This is a genomic window from Emticicia soli (genome assembly GCF_037860775.1).
GTDB lineage: Bacteria > Bacteroidota > Bacteroidia > Cytophagales > Spirosomataceae > Emticicia > Emticicia soli.
The window spans coordinates 316,856-342,280 of the sequence record NZ_JBBEWC010000006.1; the positions used below are offsets into that span (position 1 = coordinate 316,856).

A 25,425-nucleotide genomic window follows, 5' to 3' on the forward strand; every position below is an offset into this window, starting at 1 on the left:
TTTATTGGTTTTGCATCGAAACTGCCGGTTTCATATCTTCTTCTTTCAACTCACCGTTGTTGTATTTCGACGGACATTTCAATAAGATTTGGTCAGCACGAAAAACATTATTTTGTAAGTCCATGCTACCAACCACCACCACTTTCTCCGACTTATCTAAGTCTTGCGGTTTTGGTTGACTATAAATTACTGTTTTTTCGTTATGCAGTGAATCAACCATTTTAAACTGAAAACTATTGGGGTCAGTTACTGGGTCATAAATCATTCCTACAATATTGCCCTGTGCGTCTTTTTTCAAAGAACCCACCACGTGCACCGATTTGTTGCTTCCCTCTTTAGCCAACGATTCAGCTTCAGTGAAACCTACATAAGTACTGGCATCGCCAACAGTAGAGATAATGATTCCGATGGCTATCGCAATTACGCCTAATGCTATAATATGTGATTTTTTCATAAACCTTTTTCTATTTTACTAATCTTTCTATCTAACAAAACTAAGTAAGCAATAATTCCCACAAAAACTACGGCAATTACCGCTACTACAACCCAAATTTTACCGTCAGCACGCATCTTATCAGCCATTTCTACTTCTTGTTGTGCAAAAAGCTTGGTTGAGAAAAGCAGCGTCATTGTTATTAGTGCTAATATTTTTTTCATATACTATTTATTTTACATCAGAATTATAAATACAATTTATTGTTCAGCCTTCAATCGTTGAATCGCTCTCAGCCTGATTCTTAAACTCGTCATCCAAACGCCCAGGAGCGTCCAGCCGATAATAGCAGGGTAAAACACCATTCTTACACGGTTGTCCATATCATATTTACCAAAAGCAGGGTTGCCACCATTGCCAGGGTGTAACGAATCGGTGAGGCGTGGTAGTATCCAGACCAAAGGCATAAAGGCTGCAAACGCAAAAATATTATAAACAGCCGACAGACGGCCTCTTTTTTGTTCGTCTTCAAAAGAACTTCTCAACACAAAATAGGCAGAGTATATAAGTAATCCTACCTCAACCGCTATAATCTTTGGGTCTTTTGGTATTGGGTCTCCCCATGTGTAGTTACCCCATATAGCACCGGTAAGAAAACCCAATGCGCCATAAAGAATAGCAGTATTGGCAAACTCTGACGAATATTCGTCGTCTTGTATATTACCACCTCTCAGGTACTTAATACCAAACCACACCGATGCCACCATGAGGGTCATCATACCAAACCATAAGGGCACATGAAAATACACATTACGGAGCGTTTCGTTCAGCACGGGTTGGCGAGGTATGGTACCAACCAGCCCTTGTATAAGGGTGTATAACAAAAGCACCACAGAAAGGATTTTCCACCAGGATTGTCTCATAAATATATTAAAACAATTATTCTTAATTAATTACACGTCTAACTTCTCCACAAATACGGAAACAACAAATAACTTATACTTAGCACAATGGCATCAATAGCCAGCAATATGGCAATTTCATCGTAGCTCGTGCTCCAGTCCAGACCATCCATTGCACTTTTCGATAGCTTGGTTATCATCATCAACATTGGCAGAATAATCGGAAAACTCAGGATAGCCATGAGCGTTGAAGTATTTTCGGCCTTAGAGGCTATTCCGGCTACCATCGTCAGGGTTGTTGAAAAACCAATAGCACCAAGTACAATAGATACCAGATACATGGGTATATTCATGACCGGATTGCCCATCATGATTATGTAAATCAGAAAACCTAGCAGCGAAAGCACTACCATCAACAGCGTATTATAGATAATCTTTGATATGATAATACTCTGCGGACTCGCCAGCGTATAATAATACAGTTGTCGGCCAGCTCCCTCCTGCGTAAAACTTTTGGTGATAGAATTAACAGCGGCAAAAAGTAAAATTATCCAGAAGAGGGTATTCCACGTGATAGGCTCAATGTTATCTACCTTTAGCTTAAAGCTCATATAACATACAAAAACCGTACTTATAATGTATAGAAGCATGCCGTTAAGGGCATATTTCTGGCGCCATTCTAAACGAATTTCCTTTTCGATAAGAGCTTTGATTTCTTGCATTTACACATTTGCGACTACGTTGTCGTACTATCGTGCTGCAAAGGTACTACGCAAACGTTTAGTATTTTATGATTTTTATTCTTTTTTTCAAGTTTTCTTGTCCATAATTTTATGAGTATAATCTACTATATTCAAGCCCTTATGGGGCTTCAATATACACTAGCGTAAAAATCTTTTTTATTTACGAACAAAAACTAGTAAACTTGCGTTTTATTTAAAATTATTCTAAATAAGTGTAATGAAGTTTTCAGAAAAAACCGTTGCAGACCTAAACATTGGAGAGAAAGGAATTATTAATAATTTTAAAGACCCTGCTATGTCGTTAAAGTTATTAGAGATGGGCTGCTTACCCGGAACCGAAGTTACCTTAGATTTTATTGCCCCTTTAGGTTGCCCCGTTGGTATCAGAGTAGCGGGTTATCATCTTTCTCTAAGAAAAAGAGAAGCTGCAACCATTGTTTTACAAACTGGTCAAGTATAATTCATTCTGCTTGATTACTTAAAATTCGTGGATTTAAGGTGAAAGAAAAAAAAGTTATAGCCCTACTAGGGAACCCTAATGCGGGTAAATCCTCTCTTTTTAATCAACTGACCGGCCTACGCCAAAAAATTGGAAATTTTCCGGGTGTTACTGTCGACAAAAAAATAGGTTTCTGTCGGCTAGACTCCAATCATGATGTTGAAGTACTTGATTTACCCGGCACTTATAGTATCTACCCCAACTCTCTTGACGAGCAAGTAGTATTAGAAGTATTGGCAAACCCGAGCCACCCCGAATACCCCGATGTAGCCGTGGTGGTAGCCGATGCCTCGAACCTGAAACGCAATATGTTACTTTTTGAACAGGTAAGTGATTTGGGGATTCCGACTATTCTAGCACTAAATATGCTTGATGTAGCCGAAGAAATGGGTATTTCTATCAATTCGGGTAAACTTTCGAAGATTTTGGGTGTGCCTGTAGTAGAACTGAACGCCCGTATGGGTATCGGAGTAGATGGGCTGAAGTATACTATTCTGAATCAGCTAGATGCCAAAAAGACCCACATCAATCCTCCTATTTTTGATGATAAAGCCGAAGCAGTTGCTTCTGAAGTACGCAAGAAATACAACATTTCTAATAAATATCTGGCATTGCAGTATGCAGCTCAGTCGTCTAAAATGATGTTTCTGGGCAATAGTGCCCAAAGAGACCTTCAAACACTGGTTAACGACCATGATTTCAACCCTGACTCTTTCCAGTCAGCCGAAACAATCAATCGTTATCATGACATCAGCGGTACATTAACCGAAGTGATGCACGAAACCGGAGCAAAAAAAGAAACAATTTCAGAGAAGATTGATAAAATATTACTACACCGTATCTGGGGTTATGTTATCTTCCTGAGCATTCTGTTTCTGATTTTCCAATCTGTTTTCTCGTTTGCCGAATACCCTATGGACTTAATTGACCAAGGTGTTGCGGGCTTAAACGATTGGTTGAAGTCTGTATTGCCAGATAGTGTTTTGGTAAGCCTGCTCACCGATGGGCTAATTGCCGGCGTTGGTGGTGTAGTTATTTTTATTCCTCAGATTGCTTTTTTGTTTGCCTTTATTTCGATTCTTGAAGAATCAGGCTATATGGCTCGTGTGGTGGTGCTGATGGATAAATTGATACGTCGTTTTGGTATGAGTGGCAAATCGGTTGTGCCATTAATCTCGAGCATGGCTTGTGCTGTACCTGCTATTATGTCGGCACGTACGATTGGTAGCTGGAAAGACCGCCTTATTACTATTATGGTTACGCCCTTAATGAGTTGCTCGGCACGCTTGCCAATCTATACTATTCTGATAGCGCTGGTTGTACCCGACACCAAGGTTCTAGGATTCTTCAATATGCAAGGTATTGCTTTAATGGCATTGTATTTATTAGGTTTTTTCTCTGCTCTTGTAGCAGGCTGGATAATGAAATTGATTCTGAAGTCTACAGAAAGAAGTTATTTCATTATGGAATTGCCTACTTATAAAATGCCTCGTTGGAAACAAGTAGGTTTTATGATTATAGAAAAAGTAAAAACCTTTGTTTTTGAAGCCGGTAAAGTAATCATAGCTATATCAATAGTACTTTGGGTATTGGCTTCTTATGGCCCGGGTGATAAAATGGACCAAGCTCAACAACAAGTAATAGCCACAAACCCAACACAAACGGAAGAAGAACTGGCATCGAAAATAGCATCGGTAAGACTTGAAAACTCTTATGCAGGGCACTTTGGTAAGTTTATCGAGCCAGCAATTGCTCCCCTAGGCTACGATTGGAAAATTGGAATCGCCCTTATTACTTCGTTTGCCGCACGTGAAGTTTTTGTAGGTACTGTTTCTACTATCTATAGTATAGGCGCTGACCCAGACGATGAATCGACGATTAAAGAAAGACTACGTAACGAAATTAATGCTAACACGGGCCAGCCGTCGTTCTCGATAGCCACTTCGTTTTCATTATTGATATTCTATGTATTTGCCATGATGTGTATGAGTACCATTGCCACGGTTTATCGTGAAACCAAAGGTTGGAAATGGCCACTTATTCAGCTAGGCTATATGTCGGTGCTGGCTTATGTTGCGGCATTGGTGGTGTATCAGGTTTTGAAATAAAACTTTTTCAATAACATTTGCGTTTGTTTCTCAACGGTACTTCCTGAACCTGATTCGGGAAGTATTGTTTTTTATACTAATTTTGTACCCCACTATATTCATCATTTATGATTGGCGTAACAGCAGATAATAAACTTAAAAGACTTATTGTAGTAGGCGATAAAGTATTGGTAAAGCCCAATAATCCATCAGATAAAACCAACTCGGGTTTATACCTGCCTCCTACCGTAACCGAAAAAGAAGAAGTTCAAACGGGCTATATTATAAAAGTTGGGCCGGGGTATCCGCTGCCACAACAAACCGAAGACGAGCCATGGAAAGAAACTGAGGAGAAAGTTAAATATATGCCTTTGCAAGCTCAGGAAGGCGACCTGGCTATCTATCTGCAACGCCATGCCATTGAGGTAATGTATGAAGGCGAGAGATACGTTATTCTGCCACAGGCTTCTATTCTGATGCTTGAGCGTTTTGAAGATTTAGGTTAATTTTCTTTTGCTCGTTTGGCAGCAAAATCGGCCTCGTCCATAAAAACCTGTGGAGGCATGATGCCTTCAATTCGATGGAGAACTTTTCCCTCTGGGGCAATAAAGATATATGTCGGATACGAATCTACCTTGTATAAGTTTCTGACAAGCTGCCCCTCAGAAGTATCTCCATCGACTTTGTAATTAATAAACTGCTTATTGAATTTCTCTGCTACACGGGCATCAGCAAAAGTATTGGCGTCCATCCACTTGCAAGGCCCACACCACGTGGCATATACATCTACAAAAATGATTTGCTTTTTGGCTTTGGCTTCTGCCAGTATCTGCTGCATGGTTTTATCTTGCCCCTGTACAAATTTCATTTGCGCATTGGCCATATTGCAGAGCAGTACGGATAGTAGTGTAAATGTGAGTTTCTTCATAAGATTTATTCAAACATAACAAAGCTAGCAATTTCTTTGTAACGTTTTTAAAATAGCGAATGAATTGCAGTTAATCACTCAATCACAAATCACTAATTCACTAAATTACTTAATCACCGCCGGCAAAATATACTCCTGCATCATTTTATCCACCTGTGGGTGACCATACGGGCGACCATACGCTTTGGCCGTGATAACTACCGTGAGCGGAATATCTTTGAATACATATATTTTACTCCCCCCATTACCTGTGCAATAGAATGTCTCATAGTTTTTGCCTTTTATGGTAAAGGTTTTGTTCCAGAATAAAAATCCGTAATATTCATTGTCTCTACCGCCAATAGGCAATTGCTTTGTAAATGTTTTGGCAACCCAGCTTGCCGATAAAAGTTGTTTACCTTTCCACTTGCCTTTGTTTTGATACAATTGTCCGTATCGGGCATAATCTAGTGTCGACATACGTAAACCTCCGGCAGTATTTGCGACTTTCTGTGGAGTATATTGCCACTCGTAGTTTTTAATACCTAATGGCGAAAAGAGTTTCTTGTCGGCATATTTTTCCAGCCCACCATGTACCGATTTGTCAATCACATCGCCCAATACAACCACCCCTGCCGTAAAGTAGTCCCAACGTTTACCATTCGCTTTCGAATTGTCCATTGGTAAATCCAATGCAAATTTTACCCAGTTATCGGTCGGGTACATATTTTCTTCATTGCCCGGTGATTCCATATTAGAATCGTTCCCATTAAATGCCGAACTCATGCTAAGTAAATCTCTTAGTTTTACACTGTCTTTTTTAGTGCTATAGTTGGCATATTGTTTCAAATCATAAAACTTGTTCAGTGTCTGGTTCTCATTTTTAATATAGCCATCCTGAATAGCAAAGCCCATCATGGTTGAGGCAAACGATTTACCAACCGAGCGTGTATCATGCAGCGTATTTCTATCCGCTTTATTAAAATATTCTTCCAGCAATAGCTTCCCATCTTTTATCACCACAACTCCGGTTATTTCTTTTAGCTTATTCAATGCTATCAGCTTATTCATTTCCTCAATTTTCGGCTTGTCGATAGGTGCATTTGAAATTTCCCAGCCTGAATTTGCTTGAATTGGCTGCACAGCTATTTCTTCCTGCGTTAGCACAGGCGTTTTCATAATCAATTGTACTTCGCCCTGAGCTATTATATCACCAACTTTTATTTCGCCTAGGTTTATATAAGGCCGCATTTCTATTTTCAGTTGATGCGTTCCATCTGTAAGCACTTTCTCTCCCCCATTCAGCATGAATCTGTTGAACATATAAATAGCCCACCAATCTTCCCCTTTCGAGCTTGTTATCGGCACTCTGAAAGTGGTTGTGGTATGTTTTTTCAGTCCTGCGCCATAATGTAGATTTTCGGTGTAGACAGACTTACCATCAACATAAAACGTAAACTGATAATTACCTTTCTTAATGAGTTCGTCGGCAGGTAAATCGGGTGCTAATTGGTGAAGATAATTAGTGATTGAATTGGCAAGAAATGGCCGAATGCTTAAGTCTGATACAGGTTTTAACTCATAAGCTGTCAGGAAATCGGTTTCTTTGAGTTGCTCCAGAGGAATATTACTTCCCATAAAAACGATTCGCCCAGCATTGGCTTGATGCAATGGATTGACGAATCCGTCGGTTTCAACAATGTCATTTGTTTGTCCATGAACAGTGATAGTGCACACGGATAGTAAGATTAAAATTAGCTTTTTCATTTTTCATATTTTTTAGAATTGCAAAATTAGGTATTAGGCATTTCTAAAAATAGAACAGAATTAACATCAGCCAAGAATAATTTTACGATATTCTAGTGGATTAACGCCATTAATGGCCTTGAAACAGCGGGTAAAGTGGCTTTGGTCGGCAAAACCACACTCGTAGCTTATATCGGTGAGAGATTTGTTTTTGTGCGAAAGCAATGTAAGTGATTTTTCGACTTTCAGTTTTCGGATATACTCGCCTATGTTACAATGAAAATACTTAGAAAAGTCTCGGGAAAGATGCACAGGGTGAATACCTAGTTCATCAGATAATTCATTCAAGCTCCATTGCTCAGCAAAGTTTTCATGCAATAACTCCTTCAATCTACTTACCCATGTAGGATTTTTGTAGATAGTCGTTTGATTATCTTTCTCCATCTGGCCGAGCAATTGCAGTAATAGGGTTTGAACACCTAAATTAGTCGTCATATCGTCGGTTTTTGATTCTCTGAAAATCTTATATAGCACTAGCTTTAAGGCCGGATTTGAGATATTAATGCTGCCAGTGAGCTTATCCAGACTAAAATCCAAGTTATCAAGCCATTGATGCGCCAATTCAATATGAAAACCACGAGTAAAGCCGGGTGGCTTTATGTTATAATGAGGTTCTTGCCAATTATGAAACAACAGGCTTCCGGCGCTGCAATTATATACTTCTTTCTTGTTACCTTCTATCACGTTACCCTGTAAGATAAAAGTAAAATAGGCGTTTTCGTGATAATGCCAATCTACTTTATCGAGCGTGTATTCGGTATCAGTCAAAGTAATACCCTCCAGCCTGATAGTCTGGTTAGTTTGCCCATGAAATTGCCCTGTTTGTAAGTGTTTCATTGGATTGTTGATCACTAATATATTTGGCGCGAGCTTCCGGCTCACGCCAAATATATTTTACAACTGCGTTTTATCATCAGGTTCGAAATCAAGTGCGATTGAGTTCATACAATAGCGCTTGTGTGTTGGTGCCGGGCCATCATCAAAAAGATGCCCTAGGTGCCCGCCACAACGCCCGCAAAGCGCTTCTATGCGGTTCATACCGTGCGAATGGTCTTCTTCAAACACTACGCTGCTTTTGTCTTCTTGTTCAAAGAAACTTGGCCAACCGCACATACTGGCAAATTTGGCATCAGAGCGGAAAAGCTTATTGCCACAAGCAGCACAGTAGTAAGTACCTTTGCCGGTGTAGTCCCAGAATTTACCTGTAAAAGCCCTTTCGGTTGCCTTTTGGCGCATAATTGCGTATACATCAGGCGGTAGCACTTTTTTCCACTCTTCATTACTGATATTCAACGGGGTTTTATCGGTATGTGAGTAATACGGATTACCTTTTTTTAATTCTTCGGTTTGCATAGTATTTTGTTGGGATTTATTCTGACAACTAAGGAAACTTAAAACTGCTAAAGAAAGAATAAGTATTTTTTTTAGGCCAACAGGTTTTATCATAACAAATATATTGATACTTAAAAATTGATGAGTCTTTCAATTAAACAACGTTTACTCAACAATAAATGTTTCAATAATATAATAGCTAATGAATTTATTGCCGAGCTGGTTTCTCTACAACTCATTTTAATTTCCTTCAACACTATCAGTTTTCAGAAACCATATATTTGCTGTATATTTAAACACTGAAACCTACTACATATAATAACAATCTGAATTTCCTCTAATAAATGAACAACCTGCATATTAAAATCATAAGAAACGACGAATTGTTTCTTTTTACCAATTTAGGGGATGAAGCTATAATGATGAATACCTCAAATGGAGTTTTCATGGAGCTTAATAGGATAGCTGTTGATATATGGATGTTTTTACAAGAACCCATCTCAGTAGAAAACCTAATTAAAAAGCTTACTGATAAATATGAAGTTGATGAATCCGTCTGCAAAAATGAAACAGTAGTTTATCTACAAAAAATGCTGAAAGAAAAAATGCTCCATAAGCTAGCTGATTAAAAGACTGAGCGAGTTCGCTAAAAATATTTGACTTAAAACATTACCCATGACATTGTTTTTTCTAGAACCTTGTCTTGGTATGACTTTATATGCTTCGATAAGATGAGTGCAATTTTTGGCATTATCAATAAAAATAAAGTATTAGTAAAACTGACAGATATTAACACCATGAGCCAGAAACTCATGCATCATGCTATTGATGGCAAAGACATTTATTCTGCTGAAAACGTAATGCTTGGGTATCATCATTTAATGACTCATGCTACGCAGGAAGAAGAGAAAATGCCATTTGTGTACGAAGAATATATTGTTATTGCTGATGCTCGTATAGACAACAGAGTAAACTTGTCCGTGTTGCTAAATATTAGAAAAAAACAAGAAGATATATCTAATGCTTTGTTGCTAATAGAATCGTTTAAGAAATGGGGAGAAAACTGTGTTGAGCATCTGGAAGGTGAGTTCAGCTTTATGATATATCATAAAAGTACAGGGTCTTTTTTTGCTGCCTCTGACCACATTGGTCACAGAAGTTTTTTTTATCATGATTCGCCCGAACGATTCATTTTTGCCAGTGAAATAAAAGCAGTTCTTGCTGTAAAATCTTCACCACACTATTTCAACGACGACTTTATTGTTAAATGCTTTGTCAGAAATTATAATGGGTATACTTACATAAAAGATATTCATGCACTAAAGGGCGGTCATAGTTTGGTCTATAACCCTCACAAAGGTCTGAGGCAACAAAAATACTGGACAGCCCAAATACCTGGAAAATATAGGTTTCAGTCTTTGACACAATGGGGAGAATGCTTGAGAGAACTAATGACCGAAGCTATTGAACAGCGCATCTCAACCAATCAAGCTGTTGGGGTTAAGCTAAGCGGAGGCTTAGACTCTTCGTTTATTACAAGCCTCATAAGCCAGATTTTACTCAAAAAGAATAAATCTTTTACTGCTTTTTCATCAGTCTTAGACGAAAACGACCCTAATAAAGCAAACGATGAAAGTTTCTATATCAATTTATTAGGCAAACACTTGCCTAATATGGAGCAGGTATTTATCTGCCCTCCAAAACACATAGGCCCATTTCATAACCTGAAACGCCTATTTGAAGAGGCCGATGGCGCATTTAACCCTTTTCATTATCTGGATACCACTTTTCTTGAAGCTGCTCAAAGCCGAAACATAAGGTTACTTTTTAATGGTTACGGTGGCGACCATGCCATTTCTAACACCAGAAGGTCATATTTATACCAACTAACAAAGGGGATGGAATTTGGTGAGATATTCAGGATTCTTAAATTACTGAAGAAAGGCTATGGTTACTCAGTTTTACAATTAGTAAGATCTGATATTCTGGCATATACTCCTTTTTATATTTTTCTAAAGAAAACCTTAAAAAAGAAAAGTGATGATAATACAGATTATTTTTCGCCGGAAATCGAAAAAAAGATAGTCGATTTTGATAGAACTTATAGCCTTGATTTGAAAACTACGCTTCTGGATGCTATGAACAACGGCAACCTGGGACGAGACCACCACGAAGTTTATTACAGAGATGCTCATTTTGGTTTACGCAAAACAACACCTTTTCTAGATAAAAAACTACTGGAGTTTTACCTAGATGTACCCGAAAAAGTGCTATTTGATAATGGCTTAAGAAGAGGTCTCATCAGAGAAGCAATGAGAGGATTGGTACCTGATGAAATTGTTTGGCGCAAATACAAAAAGGCTTATTCACCCGATTTTCAAGATAGAACAGGTGCCTTAGAGATATGGAGAAATAAACTATTATATGCCCCTGAATACGAATCGACCCGAGTGTATATGAATAAAAAAAACATAAAAGCTCATTTGCACAAAGGAGATATTAATGCTACCATGAGCGTACTCATATTCGTTTTTATTCAATGGCTAAAAGACCATAACATTGAGTAAGTATACCTTATTTTTAAAAATATTATTAACCTCTACTCCTAAATTTTTATTATGAATCAAAGTACAATCCCTGAATTTCCGGATAAAGACCCTAAAGAAAAAAAAGATACCTGGATAACCCCAGAGTTTACTATTATCGAACAAGAGCGCATTCAAGGCGTTGGTGACTCAGGTGGTGACTTCGGATCACTTGAAATTTCTTAAAGTCCGGAAGGGAGCGCAATAGCTCCCTCTTTTACTTAGCCTAAGCGATATATTAGCTAATATTCTCTAAAAACTACCCATAAAAAATCCCGATTCCACCATAAAGGCAAAATCGGGATTAATTGGTTTAAGCATAATTCTGATTAATTCAAGTGCTAGTTTTATAGTACTAACTTATGGATAAACGTCGTAATTATAAGCAATCATTTTAAGTTGAACCGATACCCAAAAGCAATACTCAATGCCCCATTCCTAAAAGTTATTGATTTTATATCAGGTTCTACATCAGTAAAACCATTGAAGCCTCTAACATCTGCAAAAACAGAGCCTTTTCCTAGTATATATGAAGCACCAATACCTAAAGAGAAACCAATATCATTTTTTGAAATGCTTTCTTTTCCATAAACAATTTTTTCTGACGAAACTGAATTTCCATCTGTTTCTGTAACCTTACCATTAAGCCCTAACACTAATGAAGGCCCTGCAAAACCATATATGCCTATTTGCTCAGTAATACTGTAATCGTATCTTAACAAAACTGGGATTTCGATAGCATTGGTTACTATTTTCAACTCATAATCATCATAATAATCCCAATCATATCCTTTTATACCTCTTTTGGTAATAAATATTTCAGGGTTAATTGAGAGAGATTTAACAGGTAAAGGAAAAGTTGCAGAGAGTCCTATATTTATTGAACTCAACCTTTTTTGATGTGTTAAATCAAAAACTCCTAGAAATCCATCATTACCAATCCACTTTGAGCCCGTAGCTCCAATTTTCAGCGCAATCGTTTGTGAGAAGGCTTGAAATGATGCACATAGTAGAATCATCAACAGTAGCTTTTTTTTCATTTTAATTAAAGTTTTATTGTTTAGGCTTAATTCTTTTTCAAACTTTGATAAATTTCAGAAGAATGCATAATAGAAATAATACTACTCATTAATCAATAACCATCACAAACACAAACCCGATTAATAAATACCGCTAGCAAATATTAAAAATTAATAAACACAAACAAAAAATAATTATTTATCGGTATATTTTTAATAAAAATTAATGCATTTACCCTAATAAGGGAGATATAAGCGAAAACTAAACCCTTGTAAATCAAGCAATAAAAAAATCCCGATTCTACCATAAAGGCAAAATCGGGATTAATTGGTTTAAGGCCAATTGTTTATTAACTCAAAGAATTCTTACAGAATTCTAAGCATTTTTTCACCTCAGCAACCGGATTCGAGCCTTCTGGTACTTTGTATTCTAGTTCGATAGTTGCCGGGAATTTATATTTATTGTCTTTTATCAATTTCAAAGCCTCTCTGATAGGCGTATCTCCTTGCCCCCATACTACGTTGCCTTTGCCGTGCTCAGGTGTCTGGCGGTCTTTGATGTGCATACTCACGATTTTGTCATGTTTCAATTTAATGAAATCAAGCGGTTTCGGGTTACCTGCGGCCACGAAGTGTCCAAAATCAAGGTTTAAAGCATTGGCCGGAGATTGTGCTAAAGCAGTATCCCAGAAAGTATAAGTTTGTTGCTCGTGGCCATGATACCCTACTTTCACACCCACTTTCTCAGCGATTTTGCCCAATTTCAAAGTATGTTCATCATTTGCCGGATGCTCTAGTGTTACTTGATTAGCCCCCAAAGCTTTAGCGGCTTTCATACCAAATTCAATTTCTACATCGCTGTTGTTACGGCCAAAAGCATTTGGTTTGAATGCATATATTGACACCCCTGCTTTTTTATAGATTTTGCCTAGTTCTTCAAACTTCGCCATAGAAGCACCTGCTCTCCACTTGGCTACCTCAGCATTGTATGATTTCATTTGTGCTTCGGCATCTTCCAGTTTCTTTTTCTCTTCTTCGGTCATTTCCTGTTTTTCGTTTCTTTTTCTCATCAACGGAAAAACAGAACGCATATCAACATAGCTCTTAGGTTTACCTGCATAGATTTCGGCAGGGTCGCCCATCAATTCAATGGCACTGATACCTGTTTCTAATACATATTGCAAAACGGCTTCTGCGCTTTGGTCAGGCATTTCTCTGAACGAGTAAGTAATTACGCCAATCTGAACACCATTAATAAGTGAATTGGGTCCGAAAAGATTTTTGATGTAAGCAGGCGCTCCGAAAACAGAATTGCTTGCCAATACCGAACCCGAAACAAGTGTTGCGGCAGTTCCGAGAAACTGGCGACGTGACACAGAGAGATTGTTTGATTTTTCCATTGTATTTTATTGTTCGCTACTGATTTTACGAATTTAATATAATTAATTGAGCTCAAATATTTTTAATTGCTTCATTGTCCATGGAATATCGTCCTCAGGATTATCTACACCCTGATTAAGCTTTATTCTGATAAATTTAGCCTTTCTAGGATTCAAAGCTATAATATTATCACCATCTTTTCCTTGTTGTGAGGCTAGGCTAGGTTGCCAGTTTGTACCATCGGCCGATGTTTCTACTGTGTATATTCTTGGGTAGGTTTGTACCATTGGTCTTTGCCCTGGTGGCGTATTTGGTTTAGGCACCCAACCTCTTTTTACCATTGCAGCCGAATTAAACTGTATTTCGCTAACGGCTGTTTCTTTCGGAAACTCAATCTGATACCACATATCTTTGGCTTGTTTTACACCTGTTGACCAGCCTTCGTAAGTAAACGCACTTGTCGGCGACACATTGCCACCAATACGGGTTGAAGCCGTGTTGCTGGCGGTTACTTTCCAGCCATCACGTTGTTGTAATTCGTGCGGCACAAGCTTAATAAGTTCGTCGTACTTATACATACCTGCTTGGCTAGCCGTTTTCTGGCGTATGCCTGCCACCACATTAGGCGACACTAAAGAAGCATCGTTCGATAAACCATTGCGGATGTAAGAAATCACATCAGCTACCCATTGGTCGGGTTGCTCTTTCATGCTTGCCATCATGCCACCTGCGTAGGTTTTGCCTTCTATGGCGCCATCCATTCCGTGCAACAATACTCTTATGGCATATTCCGGGTGCGCCTGAATACGCTGTGAACCTGCCAACGCCGGAGCTAATAATTTGCCATCACCTGCCGGCGTACCCATGCCATTGTTACCGTGGCATTGCGAGCATAGCTCGTTATAAATTACAGCACCTCGGCTTAGCATTTCCTGCTGGTCTTTACTTAGTTCGCCTCCTATACCCAGTCCTCTGGTAACCCTTGGTGGGGTCATAATCTGCTCACCAACCAGTTTCACCCCTGCGGCTTTATTGTTTGCTACTGTATTTTTGATATTAGCTTCTAAATCAGGCACTTTCAAGAACTTACTGCTCAACATGGCCTGCACTACCACGTCGGTATCGGTATCGTTCAATGCAGTTTTGTAATTGGCATCTAATTCTTTTTGTCCGGCTTTATAAAGCGTTTCACCTGCTCTTAGCGCTTGAATGCGTATGCGAGGGTTAGTATCGTTGGCTAGCTTTTGCACTGTTTCGGTTTTCAAAGCCCCCAAACCTTCAAGCGACCAGATGGCGTGTATGCGGGCCTGTACATTCGGACTATTTAATGCCATTTTTTCTAATGCCGATACCACCGAAAGGTCTTTGCGCAATACTATTAGTTGCTGAGCGGCGTCTCTCCACCAGCCATTCGGATGTTCAAGGTGTTTTACCAGAGCCGATGTTTTCTCGTTCAACATCTTAGGCTTGGTTTTGTCTCTTTCCTTGCCGTCGTAAGTAATACGCCAGATACGCCCCAAACCTACTACTTTATCTAATTGGTATTGTTCGATTTTTGTACGTAGGTAGGTACCTTTTTGTGTCCATTGACCTTCCTGAATAATGCCATGATACATATCTACTATATACATGGTGCCATCAGGCGCAGTGGCCATGTCAACCGGACGGAAAAGCGGGTCGGTAGAACGTAAAAACTCAGACTGCTGGTCTTGATACACGTTATGGAGAGTAGTTAAACCCTCTTTTACGACAGGATTTATCTGGCGCACAATGCGGGCTACCGGCTCACCATAGAAGTACTGACCTCTGAGCGATTCCGGTAGGCGGTCTCCCCTGTACACATCATTTCCTGCCGAACCGGTAACGCGTTTCAACGAGCCATCAGGTTGTCTGATTTCGTCCATACCTCCCTGCATATCCGATATCTTTATAGCTGCTCCCCACGGAATATCAAAACCTTTGGCAAACTCGTTAGGCACTTCAAAGTTTCCGTAATGAATCGGAAACTGGAAGTACGACGGCAAGCCACTTGCACCGCCCTGAAACCATAGTTTACCCTCATCATCGTGCGTGATACCCCATTGAGCACGGTTAAAACCTGTTTTTTCACGTATTACACCGCCCGGCGTTTCCCTTACCCTGAAAGCATTTACTGTGCTATATAGCCAGTTGTCCATGCCCCAGTACATAAAAGCCTGCTGATGCTCTACATTGCCCGAACGGCCATATTTATTGGTAAAAAGCTCTTTTTTATCGGCCTTGCCATCGCCGTCGGTATCGGTATATTTATAAACATTGTCAGCGTCCGACTCCATCGTGAGCACGCAGTCTTTGCCATAAGGCAACACAAAGCGTGGGAATATCAGATTATCAATGAAAGTAGTGCCCGATTCATAAACCCCGTCATTGTCTTTATCTTCCCATCTCGAAATCCGGCTTGTTGGCTCTAGTTCATCTTTAGAGTCGGCAGTGAGCATATAAGACCTTAACTCTAGCACATACATACGCCCGTTGCCATCAAAAGCGATAGCACCCGGTTGCTGAATAGCAGGCTCAGTCAGTATTGGTTCAATGCGATAGCCCGGAGGGAGCAAAAAATGCTTGGCTTCTTCGGCGGGATACAAGGGCTTAACAGGTTGCTTTTCCTCTAAATCAACGCCATTCCAGTCATCGCTTTTAGGGTCTGCCCCTTCCGGCAAACTCAATTGCGGAAGATTGGCCGAAAACGAGCTGATAACGTCTTTCACCAAATCTTGCTCAGGTATAGCAGCCGTAGTTTGGGTAGGTTGGCTTGTTTTACAAGAACTTATGAGGTAGAGACAAAAAGCAACAGGTAAGAAAACTCTTAGGGTTTTGGAAGGCATTTTCTTAGATACTTTCATTTTTTTATTTGAAAAATAATATTTCAATAAAAATACTTGATTGTTGTACATACTTCCAAAAAAATCGACAAATACCCGTATAAAGACGGCAAATTGGGGAATTACAAAATATAGAAGGTGATAAAATTAAGAGTAGGTTCCGCTATCTTTAATTATAAGCTAAAACAAGATGAGTCATAAACTTCACTTTTGCTTCATCAACTTCAAACTCTGCTCCAGTTCTTCGGTATCAATGCCTTGTTTCTTAGCCAGCTTAATTGCTTCTTTTTCTATGGTAATGGCTTCTTTTTTTCTGCCTAGTTTGGCTAATAAATTGGCGTAGGTGTCTAGGTTTCCTGGTAGTTTCAATAATTCAATTGAGCGTTCCGACCATCTTAAGGCTGTTTCGAGTTCGTCTTTGTTTTCTATTAACTGCAAATACCCAAAGGCATAATCATTCAGTTGAAAGGCAGTCAGTTTTTCGGCATTGTTTTGCATTTCTTCCAATGCTGCCCGATACTCAGGTGTATTTTCATTAATACCTCTGGCTTTTGCGTTTTGTATAAATCGCTCGGTTTTCTGCTGTGTTTCTGCTGCCAATTCTTCATTGGTTTTTGCCAGCAAGCGGGCACCCTCTTTAGCTGCAATCATTCTGAAATTTTCGGCATCACGGGTCATTTTGGCATAATCGAGCCTGAATTTCCTTTCTTCTGCTTCAAATCCGACCTCACTATACGAAGTCTGTCTCACGGCTTCAATCAGCCGCTCAAATAGTGCTTTGTCTTTATTTTCAACAGCTATTTTAAAGGTATTCCGTTTAGCTTTTGAGATACCATCTAACACAAAACGCTGCTGCTCGGGTGTCATGTTCATGAAGCGTTTCAAGGAAGCAGTCAGAATCTCAAAAGCCTTTGTGTTAATCACCTCAATATTCTCCGATATTATCATCAATATCTTTTCGGTCTTATGTGCCGACTCCGGTACGGCTTTCAGGTATTCGTCAAGCATTATTGCGGTTGACTCACCATTCAGCTTTTTTCGGTTAAGCAATTCATACAAAAACTCCTTATCTCTGCGCCCCTCGGTGTAGTCTTTTTCCAGCTTGGTAAGAGGCGTAAAAACCTTAACTGCCTGCATGGCTTTGTCGGCTTCTGCCATAAACCTAGTGGCAGGCATAGAACCTTCAATTCGGTGCACCAGTTCGCCATCGGCATTTATAAAAAGGTAAGATGGATACGCTGTTATCAGGTACTTTTTTGCCAAAGTTATTCCCTCGCCTTTTTCGGCATCAATCTTGAAATTGACAAAAGAAGCGTTGAACTTCTCGCCTACTGCGGCATCGGTAAATACCCTGTTGGCCATTGTTTTGCATGGCCCGCACCAGGTGGTATAAATATCTACAAAAATAAGTTTCTGCTGTGTTTTGGCTTCGGTGAGTATATCTGCCCATGTGCCCTCGGTAAAACTGATGCCTTTTGTGTCTTTGGCAGAAGCAGCAGAAACGATAAAAAACAGCAAACAGAGTATTTTTTTCATAGAATTAAGTGTGTTTTTGCACATTTCTAACAAATTTATATGATTAAATCTACATCATGAAAACTTCTGCTTTTTTTTGAGAGGTTTTCGCCCCAAATTTGTTTCTTTGAATAGAGGATTTATTAAATACCTTATATCTTACAAAAATGTTTAGGATATAGTCTCGTGATATGACAACAACGACTTCAAAGACAAATAATTATAGACAAACACTCTGGAATGCGGCGCTCTCATTAGGTTTACCAACAGCCATGTGGCGCTTGCCCAAACAACATACGAAACACTTTCTTACGTCTTTTCTTAAAGAGCCTGAGCAAATCAAGATAGAATTTGAAGAACTGGGCCCGGGTTTTGCGTTTTCGCCATTTATTAATCCAGAGGGGAACGATACGTACTTTCTAAAAGCCGACTTGCACTATATTTTTTCTGATACGACTAATTACGAAAACGAAGTATTTCAAGAAGTCATAAGTCCTTCGTCTCTTGACCCCAGTTTTATAGAATTACAAAAGGCAAGGCTTTCGGCAAAACCCTTTTTTTATACCCAAAACGGTGCTGTTGAAGAAGCTACGAAGAAAGAAGACTTTATTGAAGAAGTAGAGACAGCAATTAATGAGATTGAAGCCGGAAATTTTAAGAAAGTGGTGCTTTCAAGGACAAAAATTATTACTATTCCCAACGATTTTGAAATAGTATCGGTTTTTGATAAACTATGTAATGCCTACCCCAATGCCTTTGTGTCGGCGGTTTCTATTCCAAGCTTAGGTATTGTCTGGATGGGTGCAACACCCGAAACGCTGGTTAGCCAGGATGCGCAAGGAATATTCAGAACAATGGCACTGGCAGGTACGCAGTCGGCTTATGATGCCGATGGAAATCTAATTAAAACATCGGAGGCGATGTGGCGACAAAAAGAGATTGAAGAGCACGCTTTGGTGAGCCGTTATATTGTGAGTTGCCTGAAAAAGATACGGGTGCGTGAGTTTGAAGAAGAAGGGCCAAAGACCGTAATAGCCGGAAACCTGATGCACCTGCGCATGGATTATAGTGTTGATACGGTAGAAATCAATTTCCCTGAAATGGCTACTGTGATGCTCGATTTGTTGCATCCAACCTCGGCAGTTTGTGGCATGCCCAAAGAACCTGCCAAGCAGTTTATATTGGCCAACGAAAAATATAACCGTGAGTTTTACAGTGGATTTTTAGGTCCTGTGAATATCCAGCAGGAATCTCATATTTTTGTTAATTTGCGTACTATGAAACTGCAAAACGGTGTAGCTACGCTTTATGCAGGTTGTGGTATAACGGCCGACTCAAGCGCAGAAAAAGAGTGGCTCGAAACTGAAATGAAATTGCAGACTTTAGGTAAGTTTTTGGGATGAAATTTACGCCTGTGTATCTTTTAGCAACGAATTCGGTTCGTAAGACTGCTTTATTTTTTTATAGTATTATTTATTAAGGTACGCAAAGTAGAGACAGGGCATTGCCCTGTCTCTACAATATTAGGCATTCCAAAGAACGTTTATTTCTTAACTCCTAATCATTCGGTGTAGACGTTAGACAAAATCAATACAAAAAAGGGAATAAGCGTTAAAACTTATTCCCTTTAGTTTTATAAAAAGCCTTGCTTATTTTTTACCGAATAATCGACTCCAGAAACCTTTAGCTTTTTGTGTTGCTTTTTCTGCTGCCTCGGCCGCTTCATTGGCTAATTCCTGTGCTTTTGCTTTTGCCGTTTCAATGGCTTCCTCAGCGTCTTCTTTTATGTCTTCCAATTTATCAGCCGCCTGATTTTTCAGCTCATTGATTTTTTCTTCGGTAGCATATTTGTTTTTAAGCTCTTCAAATTTCTCCGATGCTTCTGCTGCAAACTCCTGTGCTTTAGCTTTTGCCGATGCTGCTGCTTCTTTCACATCATCTTTAAAGTCTTCAAACTTATCGGCTGCATCTTCTGCCACTTCTTTTGCCTTAGCTTTTGCCGACGATGCTGCATCTTTTACATCATCTTTAAAATCATCAAATTTATCTGATGCACTAGCGGCTGCAGCTTGTGCTTTGGCTTTAGCGGCATCAATTGCTTCGGCCGCATCTTCTTTCAAATCATTGATTTTATCGCTAGCTGTTTCGGTAAAAGATTGTACTTTTTCTTTGCCAGCTTCAACTGCTTCTTTGGCATCAGCTTTTACTTCAGCCGCTTTTTCGGCTGCTGCAGTTTTTACCTCTTCTACTTTGTCTTCTGCCGCAGCTACTTTTTCTTCTACTGCTGCTTTTACCTCTTCAACTTTGCCTTTGGCTTCTTCTTTTAGCTCTGAGGCTTTTTCTGCTGCTGCGCTTTTTACCTCTTCTACTTTGGCCTTAGCTTCTTCTTTTACCTCTGCGGCTTTTTCGGCTGCTGCGCTTTTTACCTCTTCTACTTTGTCTTCTGCCTCAGCTATTTTTGCTGTTGCCGCTGCTTTTGCTTCTTCAACTTTAGCTTTGGCTTCTTCTTTTAGCTCTGCGGCTTTTTCGGTTGCTGCGCTTTTTATTTCTTCCACTTTCTCTTCTGCAAGTGCCACTTTTTCTTCGGCTTTGGCTTTTACCTCTTCGGCTTTAGCAGTAGCGGCTTCTTTGGCTTCTGTAGCCTCGGCTTTAATTTCTTCTACTTTTGCTGCTGCTTCCTCTTTTGCTTCTTCTACTTTCTCTTCGGCGGCGGCTTTTGCTTCTTTAGCGGCAATGGCTGCCTCTTCTTTTACCTCAGCAGCTTTTTCTTTACCTGCTTCAATGGTTTCTTTAACAGCAGCTTTTGCATCTGATACTGCATCATTACTTGTTTCTTCAACTTTATCGGTTTCGGGTTTCTTACTAGTTGCCATTTTTTGTTAAAAGTTTAAATGTGTAATTTATTGAAAGAGCCTATCGAAGAGAATATGCAAAGATTATCGTCTGTGGTACAAAGTATCTTGTTGCCTCAGGAAAAATAACACTCAAACCTACTCCGAAAATTTTATTACAAATAAAACCAAAGCAATTGATTTTTAAGCATTTAAGACGTTTTTTTATTATTAAAATAACACACAACGTTTGACTTAATCTTGTTATGTTCAAAATACTTATAAAAGCTTAACTAAATACTTGCTGCTCGTGTTTAAACTTACTTAAAACTAATAATTAAATGCGCCACATGCGGGTTTAGTTTCTGAGCATTGGGGTTCTTAGATTCAAAAGAATTATCGCCCAGTAATTTATCCACAACATTGTTTAATGTCTGGTCGTCATAATCATAGCCAAGAATCACCGATAAATAACTGGTGCTATCGGCATTCATTAATTTACCACCGTTCCAGTCTACTACCGAGCCACCATAATCCCAGCCAAAGCCTGAGAAATTAAAGGGTTTTCCGTTTATTCTTTCTAACTCTGTCAGTTTTGTACCTATTTTTACACCTGTTGTTGTGTACCAATCCACCTTATTCAGGTTGCTGAGTTCGGCAAAACCTACCTCAACATACGCAGGGTCTTTAAAGTTGAGTGTATCCTTCCATGTTATATGCGCTTCATTAGGTGTGCCTTTATAAAGTATTGTTCCTATCGAAAACATGCCTTCGGCACCATAAATGGTATCGTGAGGGCTTACGTTTTCACTACCGAGTAAATCTATTAAGCCTTGTTCGCTACTTGTGCTGTTTACCACTCCTGCTTTTTCGCCCGGAATACACTCCCAATCTACTGTCTTTTTTGCGGCAGAATCGGCTAAGGCTGTAGAATCAGTAGCTTGTTCATTATTATTTGATGTACACGAATTAAGTAATAGAACAAATAAACTCCCAAGTAGTAAAAATCTCATATCAGAATTGTTTAAGGTAACTTATTTTAGCAATTACGTGGTCTTCGGCCTGTGTTTGTTTCAACTGTAAATTATCGAATCCTCGATGGTTATAAACCACGTAAATATACGATAATGGACGATACTCCCAAGACAAACGTATGTTGTAATTCTGTGAATTGTTCTCAGAGTTTTTCTGATAAAAGCCTATCACCTGCACCCTCGGATTCAAAGCAAAACGCCCTTCAATGCTATACAAATCTACTTTGGTAGAAGTATTAAGTTCGCCTACGTTTTTGAAATGGTTGCGGTTATAGCGTGCCTGTATTGAAATATGTGGAATTGGCGCTAGCAATACACGCATATCGTGCCCATTTAAACGACCGTTAAAATAGGTTCCCCAGTTAAACTCAGTATTAAAACTGATAAACTTTGATGGGTCGGTGCTGGCATAAATCTGATGCCTTACATAATTATAATCACCCGTGCCTATGTATACGCCCAGAGGCTGGAAAGGCTCGGTAAGACGCTGAAAAGTTGGATTGACAAGATAGCCAAAGAATCCACCTCGCTGAAAATTCAGCCAGATTGGGTTAATATTCAATTGACGTTCAATAAGTTTTCCGGTTGAAGCCTGATGGTAAAATTCTGTCATGATACCCGGCTCAAAGGCCCTGATAAATTTCTTGAACGGAATCCATTTACCTCGATTAAAGAAAAATATACCTGGTGTAGTACCTATCACATCGCTACGAGAAACAAAGCCCATTTCGGGGTTAAAATTCTTGGTAACAACAGATTGTGTCCACCAGAATTTCAGTTGGTTGGTAGTATAATAATACTGAGCCAAACCCGAAAACCCTTGCTTGCCACCATTGGTTGAAGTTGAGTAAACCGCCATTGTATTAAGCGAATGAGATTCGCTCAAACGGAAAAACCCATCTATTGTGCCCGTCATGTTACTACCATCGGGGCGATTCTTCACGGTTACAAGCCCGCCAATACGGTTTTGTTTACCAAAGTTTTCAGAGTATCGCCCAACAAAGAAATTAGTACCGGGACTATCGCCCACCTCTCGCTGGCGCATGGCAATAGCACCATAATTACGTTTCAGCGAACGATACACAAAGCGAGCACCCACATCAATCGGAATCGGGTTTCCTCTATCATCTAAACCAATTCTACGGCTGAAAAATGGCTGCACACGCATAGTTCCGCCCGAAAGGTCATCGTTTGGCCCTACGCCTACCCCAAACAAAGAAGCATTCTCTAAGAAAAACTGTCTTCTTTCAGGAAAAAACACCGAGAAACGAGTAACGTTATTTACCTGACGGTCGGCATCGGCCTGTGCGAAATCGGTATTGGCCGTGAGGTCTAAAATAGCGTTGGGGTTAATTGCCCATTTGATTTCACCTCCTATCTTATACGTATTATCGTTCGGCTTGTTATCAAAATTCTTATATCTGTCGAATGATGTCAGAAAATACGGCTGTACACGTAAATTGGTAGACGGTGGCGGCGGCTGCAAGTTGGTCAGTACACCTGCGTAGTCCATACGTGTGTTAGTAAACGAACGTGGATAAGGCGAAAAAGCCGTTTGTTCATTAGTTAGCCGACGGTTACGGAATATGTTAATCCCCCAGTTCTGCGTCAGAGAATCAGTTTTCGGGTACCGTAGCGTTTGCCAGGGCACAGCCATTTCGGCAACCCAGCCCGAGTCTGTGCGGCTAGTTCGTACTCGCCATAGGCCGTCCCAGTCAATGTCATAATAAATATCGTCGAACGACAGAAAGTCTCTTTGTACACCATAGGGGTTAGTAACCAAAGCCATCGCATTGCGTTTATCGTTGAAACCATCAAACGAAACAGCCACTAAATCGTGCTGACGGAAACTGAAATCCCGTTTGAAGTCAGTAGCCCTGATAGCTTTTTTTCCTAGAGAATCACTGGCAAAAATGCCAAAATATAAATAGTACTTGTTATAAAGCACCCTTACTTCGGTTCGTTGGCTTGGTTTTTTCCCCTGAAAAGGCTCAATCTGAATAAAGTCAGCTATTGGTCTGGCCAGTTTCCATTCAGCATCGTTCATTACACCATCAATTCTTAAATTGGTGCTTACAGCTACAGCTTCAATCTTTTTTTTGATTGAGTCTGGTTTAAAAATTTCGGCATCTTGAGCAAAAGAGAAAGAGGTAATAAAAAATAAAAAATAAGGTAGTTTTCTTATCATAGGTTCGTAGCTTTTCACATACACAAAAATAGCAAAAAGTAGCACTTCATACTATTTTGCGTACAAATTAAGTGATGAGTTGTTATAGCAGTGTATTGAGTTGTTGAATCATAGCTTATAGTAGAGTAATTAGCGTTTTCTTAAAATATCATTTATTTTATGCATAATATCATTTATTCTACAAATGTTATCTTCTATTGATTAGCTTTGCTGCGAGCGCTAAACCGGCTCAATAGTAATTTTTTTACCCTTATAATTTTAAATACTATGATGTTTACAAAAACCCTACGATTATTAATTTTATCAGTTTTAACTCTCGCCTATTTTCAATCAAAAGCATCTACTGTCGACACTCTGGATGTGCCAAGTGCTGTAATGAAAAAAGCTTACAAAGCAGCAGTTGTATTGCCAGCATCTTATGCCAATAGTAAAGCATCTTATCCGGTATTATATCTGCTACATGGGGGAAGCGGTCATTTTCGTGATTGGCTTACACAAACACCAGACAAAATGCTGGTTAGAAATCTGGCCGACCAGTTTAATATGATTATCGTAATGCCAGAAGGTGAAACCTTTGGCTGGTATCTGGATAGCCCTTTCGACCAGAACAATAAGTTTGAAACCTACATTACTAAAGAAGTTATCCAAAAAATAGATAACACTTACCGCACTGTACGTAGCAATAAAGGCCGTGTAATTACGGGTCTTTCGATGGGTGGACACGGTGCTATGTACCTTTCGAGCCGACACCCGGAATTGTTTTGTGCAGCAGGCACTATGAGCGGAGCAATGGACATGAACTACACTAAGTTTAAAATTAACGAAGACTTTACGAAATCGCTTAAAGCCCGTTTTGAGAAATTACTGGGCACATCAGATACTTCGAACGATGTATTTGTAAAAAACTCAATCATCAACATGGTTGATGCCATTAAGAAAAACGGTATGCCTATTACAATTGATTGTGGTGTAGATGATTTCTTGATTGACGCTAACAGAGAATTGCACAGCCGATTGCTATACAATGGTGTTCCGCACGATTATACAGAAAGACCGGGAGCACATACCTGGGAATATTGGCAGAACTCATTACCTTATCACCTGCTTTTCTTCCAGAAGGTATTAAGAGCGAATGGTGTAGCGGTTGAGAAGTAATAAATACTAGGGCGAACAATTTGTGGCGCGAACTTTTAGTTCGCAGTAGGTCTATAAATATTTCAAAACCATAAATTGTTGGAAATGAAATTATCTAGTTCGACTTGTAGCAATTTTATAAATGATACACTCTGATGCCAACTGCGAA

At 39.5% G+C, this 25,425-nt stretch carries 23 protein-coding genes; 8 read left to right on the forward strand and 15 right to left on the reverse strand.

Going from position 1 to position 25,425, the window contains the following annotated elements; genetic code table 11:
• Position 1 precedes the first annotated feature (1 nt).
• The 4 genes from WAE64_RS11480 to WAE64_RS11495 are packed head-to-tail and all read right to left on the reverse strand — an operon-like array spanning position 2 to position 2,057.
• The gene (locus tag WAE64_RS11480; protein ID WP_340236553.1) at positions 2–454 is read right to left on the reverse strand and encodes a cytochrome c maturation protein CcmE domain-containing protein; all 453 of its coding nucleotides are present in this window, start codon (positions 452–454) and stop codon (positions 2–4) included.
• Positions 451–657 carry a CcmD family protein gene (locus tag WAE64_RS11485; protein ID WP_340236554.1) on the reverse strand — a complete coding sequence of 69 codons (207 nt, stop codon included), beginning with the start codon at positions 655–657 and terminating at the stop codon, positions 451–453. Before WAE64_RS11485 ends, WAE64_RS11480 begins: the two co-directional genes overlap by 4 nt.
• 36 nt (positions 658–693) lie before the next feature.
• Positions 694–1,356 carry a cytochrome c biogenesis protein CcsA gene (gene ccsA, locus WAE64_RS11490; RefSeq protein WP_340236555.1) on the reverse strand — a complete coding sequence of 221 codons (663 nt, stop codon included), beginning with the start codon at positions 1,354–1,356 and terminating at the stop codon, positions 694–696.
• 38 nt (positions 1,357–1,394) lie between these two features.
• Complete coding sequence (locus WAE64_RS11495) at positions 1,395–2,057, reverse strand: heme exporter protein CcmB (protein ID WP_340236556.1); 663 nt, start codon at positions 2,055–2,057, stop codon at positions 1,395–1,397.
• 238 nt (positions 2,058–2,295) lie between these two features.
• On the opposite strand from WAE64_RS11495, the gene WAE64_RS11500 reads away from it, so the two are divergent.
• From WAE64_RS11500 to WAE64_RS11510, 3 genes are all read left to right on the forward strand, one after another.
• Positions 2,296–2,538, forward strand: coding sequence for a FeoA family protein (locus WAE64_RS11500; RefSeq protein ID WP_340236558.1), 243 nt, complete (start codon positions 2,296–2,298; stop codon positions 2,536–2,538).
• 38 nt (positions 2,539–2,576) lie between these two features.
• The gene (gene feoB / locus WAE64_RS11505) at positions 2,577–4,685 is read left to right on the forward strand and encodes a ferrous iron transport protein B (RefSeq protein WP_340236559.1); all 2,109 of its coding nucleotides are present in this window, start codon (positions 2,577–2,579) and stop codon (positions 4,683–4,685) included.
• 107 nt (positions 4,686–4,792) lie between these two features.
• Positions 4,793–5,170 (forward strand): co-chaperone GroES, encoded by a 378-nt coding sequence (locus WAE64_RS11510; RefSeq protein ID WP_130020241.1) that lies wholly within the window; start codon positions 4,793–4,795, stop codon positions 5,168–5,170.
• Here WAE64_RS11510 and WAE64_RS11515 read toward each other — a convergent pair.
• The 4 genes from WAE64_RS11515 to msrB form a co-directional block, all read right to left on the reverse strand.
• Positions 5,167–5,592: a thioredoxin family protein gene (locus WAE64_RS11515; RefSeq protein WP_340236565.1), complete on the reverse strand. Its 426-nt coding sequence runs from the start codon at positions 5,590–5,592 to the stop codon at positions 5,167–5,169. The genes WAE64_RS11510 and WAE64_RS11515 overlap by 4 nt on opposite strands.
• Before the next feature lie 105 nt (positions 5,593–5,697).
• Positions 5,698–7,338 carry a serine hydrolase domain-containing protein gene (locus WAE64_RS11520; protein ID WP_340236567.1) on the reverse strand — a complete coding sequence of 547 codons (1,641 nt, stop codon included), beginning with the start codon at positions 7,336–7,338 and terminating at the stop codon, positions 5,698–5,700.
• A gap of 66 nt (positions 7,339–7,404) precedes the next feature.
• Positions 7,405–8,214, reverse strand: a complete 810-nt coding sequence (locus tag WAE64_RS11525; protein ID WP_340236568.1) for a helix-turn-helix domain-containing protein — start codon at positions 8,212–8,214, stop codon at positions 7,405–7,407.
• Between the two features lie 57 nt (positions 8,215–8,271).
• Positions 8,272–8,730 carry a peptide-methionine (R)-S-oxide reductase MsrB gene (msrB, locus tag WAE64_RS11530; protein ID WP_340236570.1) on the reverse strand — a complete coding sequence of 153 codons (459 nt, stop codon included), beginning with the start codon at positions 8,728–8,730 and terminating at the stop codon, positions 8,272–8,274.
• A gap of 323 nt (positions 8,731–9,053) precedes the next feature.
• Here msrB and WAE64_RS11535 point away from each other — a divergent pair, with 323 nt between their 5' ends.
• The 3 genes from WAE64_RS11535 to WAE64_RS11545 all read left to right on the forward strand — a co-directional run bounded on the left by WAE64_RS11535 (position 9,054) and on the right by WAE64_RS11545 (position 11,480).
• Entirely contained in the window at positions 9,054–9,338 is a 285-nt protein-coding gene (locus WAE64_RS11535; RefSeq protein ID WP_340236571.1) for a PqqD family peptide modification chaperone, read from the forward strand.
• A gap of 102 nt (positions 9,339–9,440) precedes the next feature.
• Positions 9,441–11,276, forward strand: a complete 1,836-nt coding sequence (locus tag WAE64_RS11540; RefSeq protein ID WP_340236573.1) for an asparagine synthetase B family protein — start codon at positions 9,441–9,443, stop codon at positions 11,274–11,276.
• 51 nt (positions 11,277–11,327) lie between these two features.
• Positions 11,328–11,480, forward strand: coding sequence for a hypothetical protein (locus tag WAE64_RS11545; RefSeq protein WP_340236575.1), 153 nt, complete (start codon positions 11,328–11,330; stop codon positions 11,478–11,480).
• A 203-nt stretch (positions 11,481–11,683) separates the two neighbouring features.
• On the opposite strand, the gene WAE64_RS11550 is transcribed toward WAE64_RS11545, so the two are convergent.
• From WAE64_RS11550 to WAE64_RS11565, 4 genes are all read right to left on the reverse strand, one after another.
• A complete protein-coding gene (locus WAE64_RS11550) occupies positions 11,684–12,334 on the reverse strand; it encodes an outer membrane beta-barrel protein (protein WP_340236577.1) in 651 nt (216 codons plus the stop codon).
• A gap of 329 nt (positions 12,335–12,663) precedes the next feature.
• A complete protein-coding gene (locus WAE64_RS11555; protein ID WP_340236579.1) occupies positions 12,664–13,713 on the reverse strand; it encodes a sugar phosphate isomerase/epimerase family protein in 1,050 nt (349 codons plus the stop codon).
• 42 nt (positions 13,714–13,755) lie between these two features.
• Entirely contained in the window at positions 13,756–16,575 is a 2,820-nt protein-coding gene (locus tag WAE64_RS11560) for a DUF7133 domain-containing protein (protein WP_340236581.1), read from the reverse strand.
• Between the two features lie 183 nt (positions 16,576–16,758).
• Positions 16,759–18,090 (reverse strand): thioredoxin family protein, encoded by a 1,332-nt coding sequence (locus WAE64_RS11565; RefSeq protein WP_340236582.1) that lies wholly within the window; start codon positions 18,088–18,090, stop codon positions 16,759–16,761.
• A 170-nt stretch (positions 18,091–18,260) separates the two neighbouring features.
• On the opposite strand from WAE64_RS11565, the gene WAE64_RS11570 reads away from it, so the two are divergent.
• On the forward strand, positions 18,261–19,472 hold the full coding sequence (locus WAE64_RS11570; RefSeq protein WP_340236583.1) for a chorismate-binding protein: 1,212 nt from the start codon (positions 18,261–18,263) through the stop codon (positions 19,470–19,472).
• A gap of 246 nt (positions 19,473–19,718) precedes the next feature.
• Here the strand turns inward: WAE64_RS11570 and WAE64_RS11575 are convergent, their stop codons facing one another.
• The 3 genes from WAE64_RS11575 to WAE64_RS11585 form a co-directional block, all read right to left on the reverse strand.
• On the reverse strand, positions 19,719–20,942 hold the full coding sequence (locus WAE64_RS11575) for a hypothetical protein (protein WP_340236584.1): 1,224 nt from the start codon (positions 20,940–20,942) through the stop codon (positions 19,719–19,721).
• A 278-nt stretch (positions 20,943–21,220) separates the two neighbouring features.
• Positions 21,221–21,913: a hypothetical protein gene (locus WAE64_RS11580; protein ID WP_340236586.1), complete on the reverse strand. Its 693-nt coding sequence runs from the start codon at positions 21,911–21,913 to the stop codon at positions 21,221–21,223.
• Position 21,914: 1 nt separating this feature from the next.
• Positions 21,915–24,122, reverse strand: a complete 2,208-nt coding sequence (locus WAE64_RS11585) for a carbohydrate binding family 9 domain-containing protein (RefSeq protein WP_340236588.1) — start codon at positions 24,120–24,122, stop codon at positions 21,915–21,917.
• A gap of 267 nt (positions 24,123–24,389) precedes the next feature.
• Here WAE64_RS11585 and WAE64_RS11590 point away from each other — a divergent pair, with 267 nt between their 5' ends.
• Positions 24,390–25,277 (forward strand): alpha/beta hydrolase, encoded by an 888-nt coding sequence (locus WAE64_RS11590; RefSeq protein WP_379976455.1) that lies wholly within the window; start codon positions 24,390–24,392, stop codon positions 25,275–25,277.
• The last annotated feature ends 148 nt before the right edge of the window (positions 25,278–25,425 follow it).

Bases quoted from the DNA above. Each gene is read 5' to 3' on its own strand.
- WAE64_RS11580 (WP_340236586.1), bottom strand. From the start codon at position 21,913: ATGAGATTTTTACTACTTGGGAGTTTATTTGTTCTATTACTTAATTCG.
- WAE64_RS11520 (WP_340236567.1), bottom strand. From the start codon at position 7,338: ATGAAAAAGCTAATTTTAATCTTACTATCCGTGTGCACTATCACTGTT.
- ccsA (WP_340236555.1), bottom strand. From the start codon at position 1,356: ATGAGACAATCCTGGTGGAAAATCCTTTCTGTGGTGCTTTTGTTATAC.
- WAE64_RS11590 (WP_379976455.1), top strand. From the start codon at position 24,390: ATGATGTTTACAAAAACCCTACGATTATTAATTTTATCAGTTTTAACT.
- WAE64_RS11545 (WP_340236575.1), top strand. From the start codon at position 11,328: ATGAATCAAAGTACAATCCCTGAATTTCCGGATAAAGACCCTAAAGAA.
- WAE64_RS11525 (WP_340236568.1), bottom strand. From the start codon at position 8,214: ATGAAACACTTACAAACAGGGCAATTTCATGGGCAAACTAACCAGACT.
- WAE64_RS11535 (WP_340236571.1), top strand. From the start codon at position 9,054: ATGAACAACCTGCATATTAAAATCATAAGAAACGACGAATTGTTTCTT.
- WAE64_RS11500 (WP_340236558.1), top strand. From the start codon at position 2,296: ATGAAGTTTTCAGAAAAAACCGTTGCAGACCTAAACATTGGAGAGAAA.
- WAE64_RS11560 (WP_340236581.1), bottom strand. From the start codon at position 16,575: ATGAAAGTATCTAAGAAAATGCCTTCCAAAACCCTAAGAGTTTTCTTA.
- WAE64_RS11565 (WP_340236582.1), bottom strand. From the start codon at position 18,090: ATGAAAAAAATACTCTGTTTGCTGTTTTTTATCGTTTCTGCTGCTTCT.
- WAE64_RS11480 (WP_340236553.1), bottom strand. From the start codon at position 454: ATGAAAAAATCACATATTATAGCATTAGGCGTAATTGCGATAGCCATC.
- WAE64_RS11555 (WP_340236579.1), bottom strand. From the start codon at position 13,713: ATGGAAAAATCAAACAATCTCTCTGTGTCACGTCGCCAGTTTCTCGGA.
- WAE64_RS11495 (WP_340236556.1), bottom strand. From the start codon at position 2,057: ATGCAAGAAATCAAAGCTCTTATCGAAAAGGAAATTCGTTTAGAATGG.
- WAE64_RS11515 (WP_340236565.1), bottom strand. From the start codon at position 5,592: ATGAAGAAACTCACATTTACACTACTATCCGTACTGCTCTGCAATATG.
- WAE64_RS11540 (WP_340236573.1), top strand. From the start codon at position 9,441: ATGAGTGCAATTTTTGGCATTATCAATAAAAATAAAGTATTAGTAAAA.
- WAE64_RS11585 (WP_340236588.1), bottom strand. From the start codon at position 24,122: ATGATAAGAAAACTACCTTATTTTTTATTTTTTATTACCTCTTTCTCT.
- WAE64_RS11550 (WP_340236577.1), bottom strand. From the start codon at position 12,334: ATGAAAAAAAAGCTACTGTTGATGATTCTACTATGTGCATCATTTCAA.
- WAE64_RS11570 (WP_340236583.1), top strand. From the start codon at position 18,261: ATGACAACAACGACTTCAAAGACAAATAATTATAGACAAACACTCTGG.
- msrB (WP_340236570.1), bottom strand. From the start codon at position 8,730: ATGCAAACCGAAGAATTAAAAAAAGGTAATCCGTATTACTCACATACC.
- WAE64_RS11510 (WP_130020241.1), top strand. From the start codon at position 4,793: ATGATTGGCGTAACAGCAGATAATAAACTTAAAAGACTTATTGTAGTA.
- WAE64_RS11575 (WP_340236584.1), bottom strand. From the start codon at position 20,942: ATGGCAACTAGTAAGAAACCCGAAACCGATAAAGTTGAAGAAACAAGT.
- WAE64_RS11485 (WP_340236554.1), bottom strand. From the start codon at position 657: ATGAAAAAAATATTAGCACTAATAACAATGACGCTGCTTTTCTCAACC.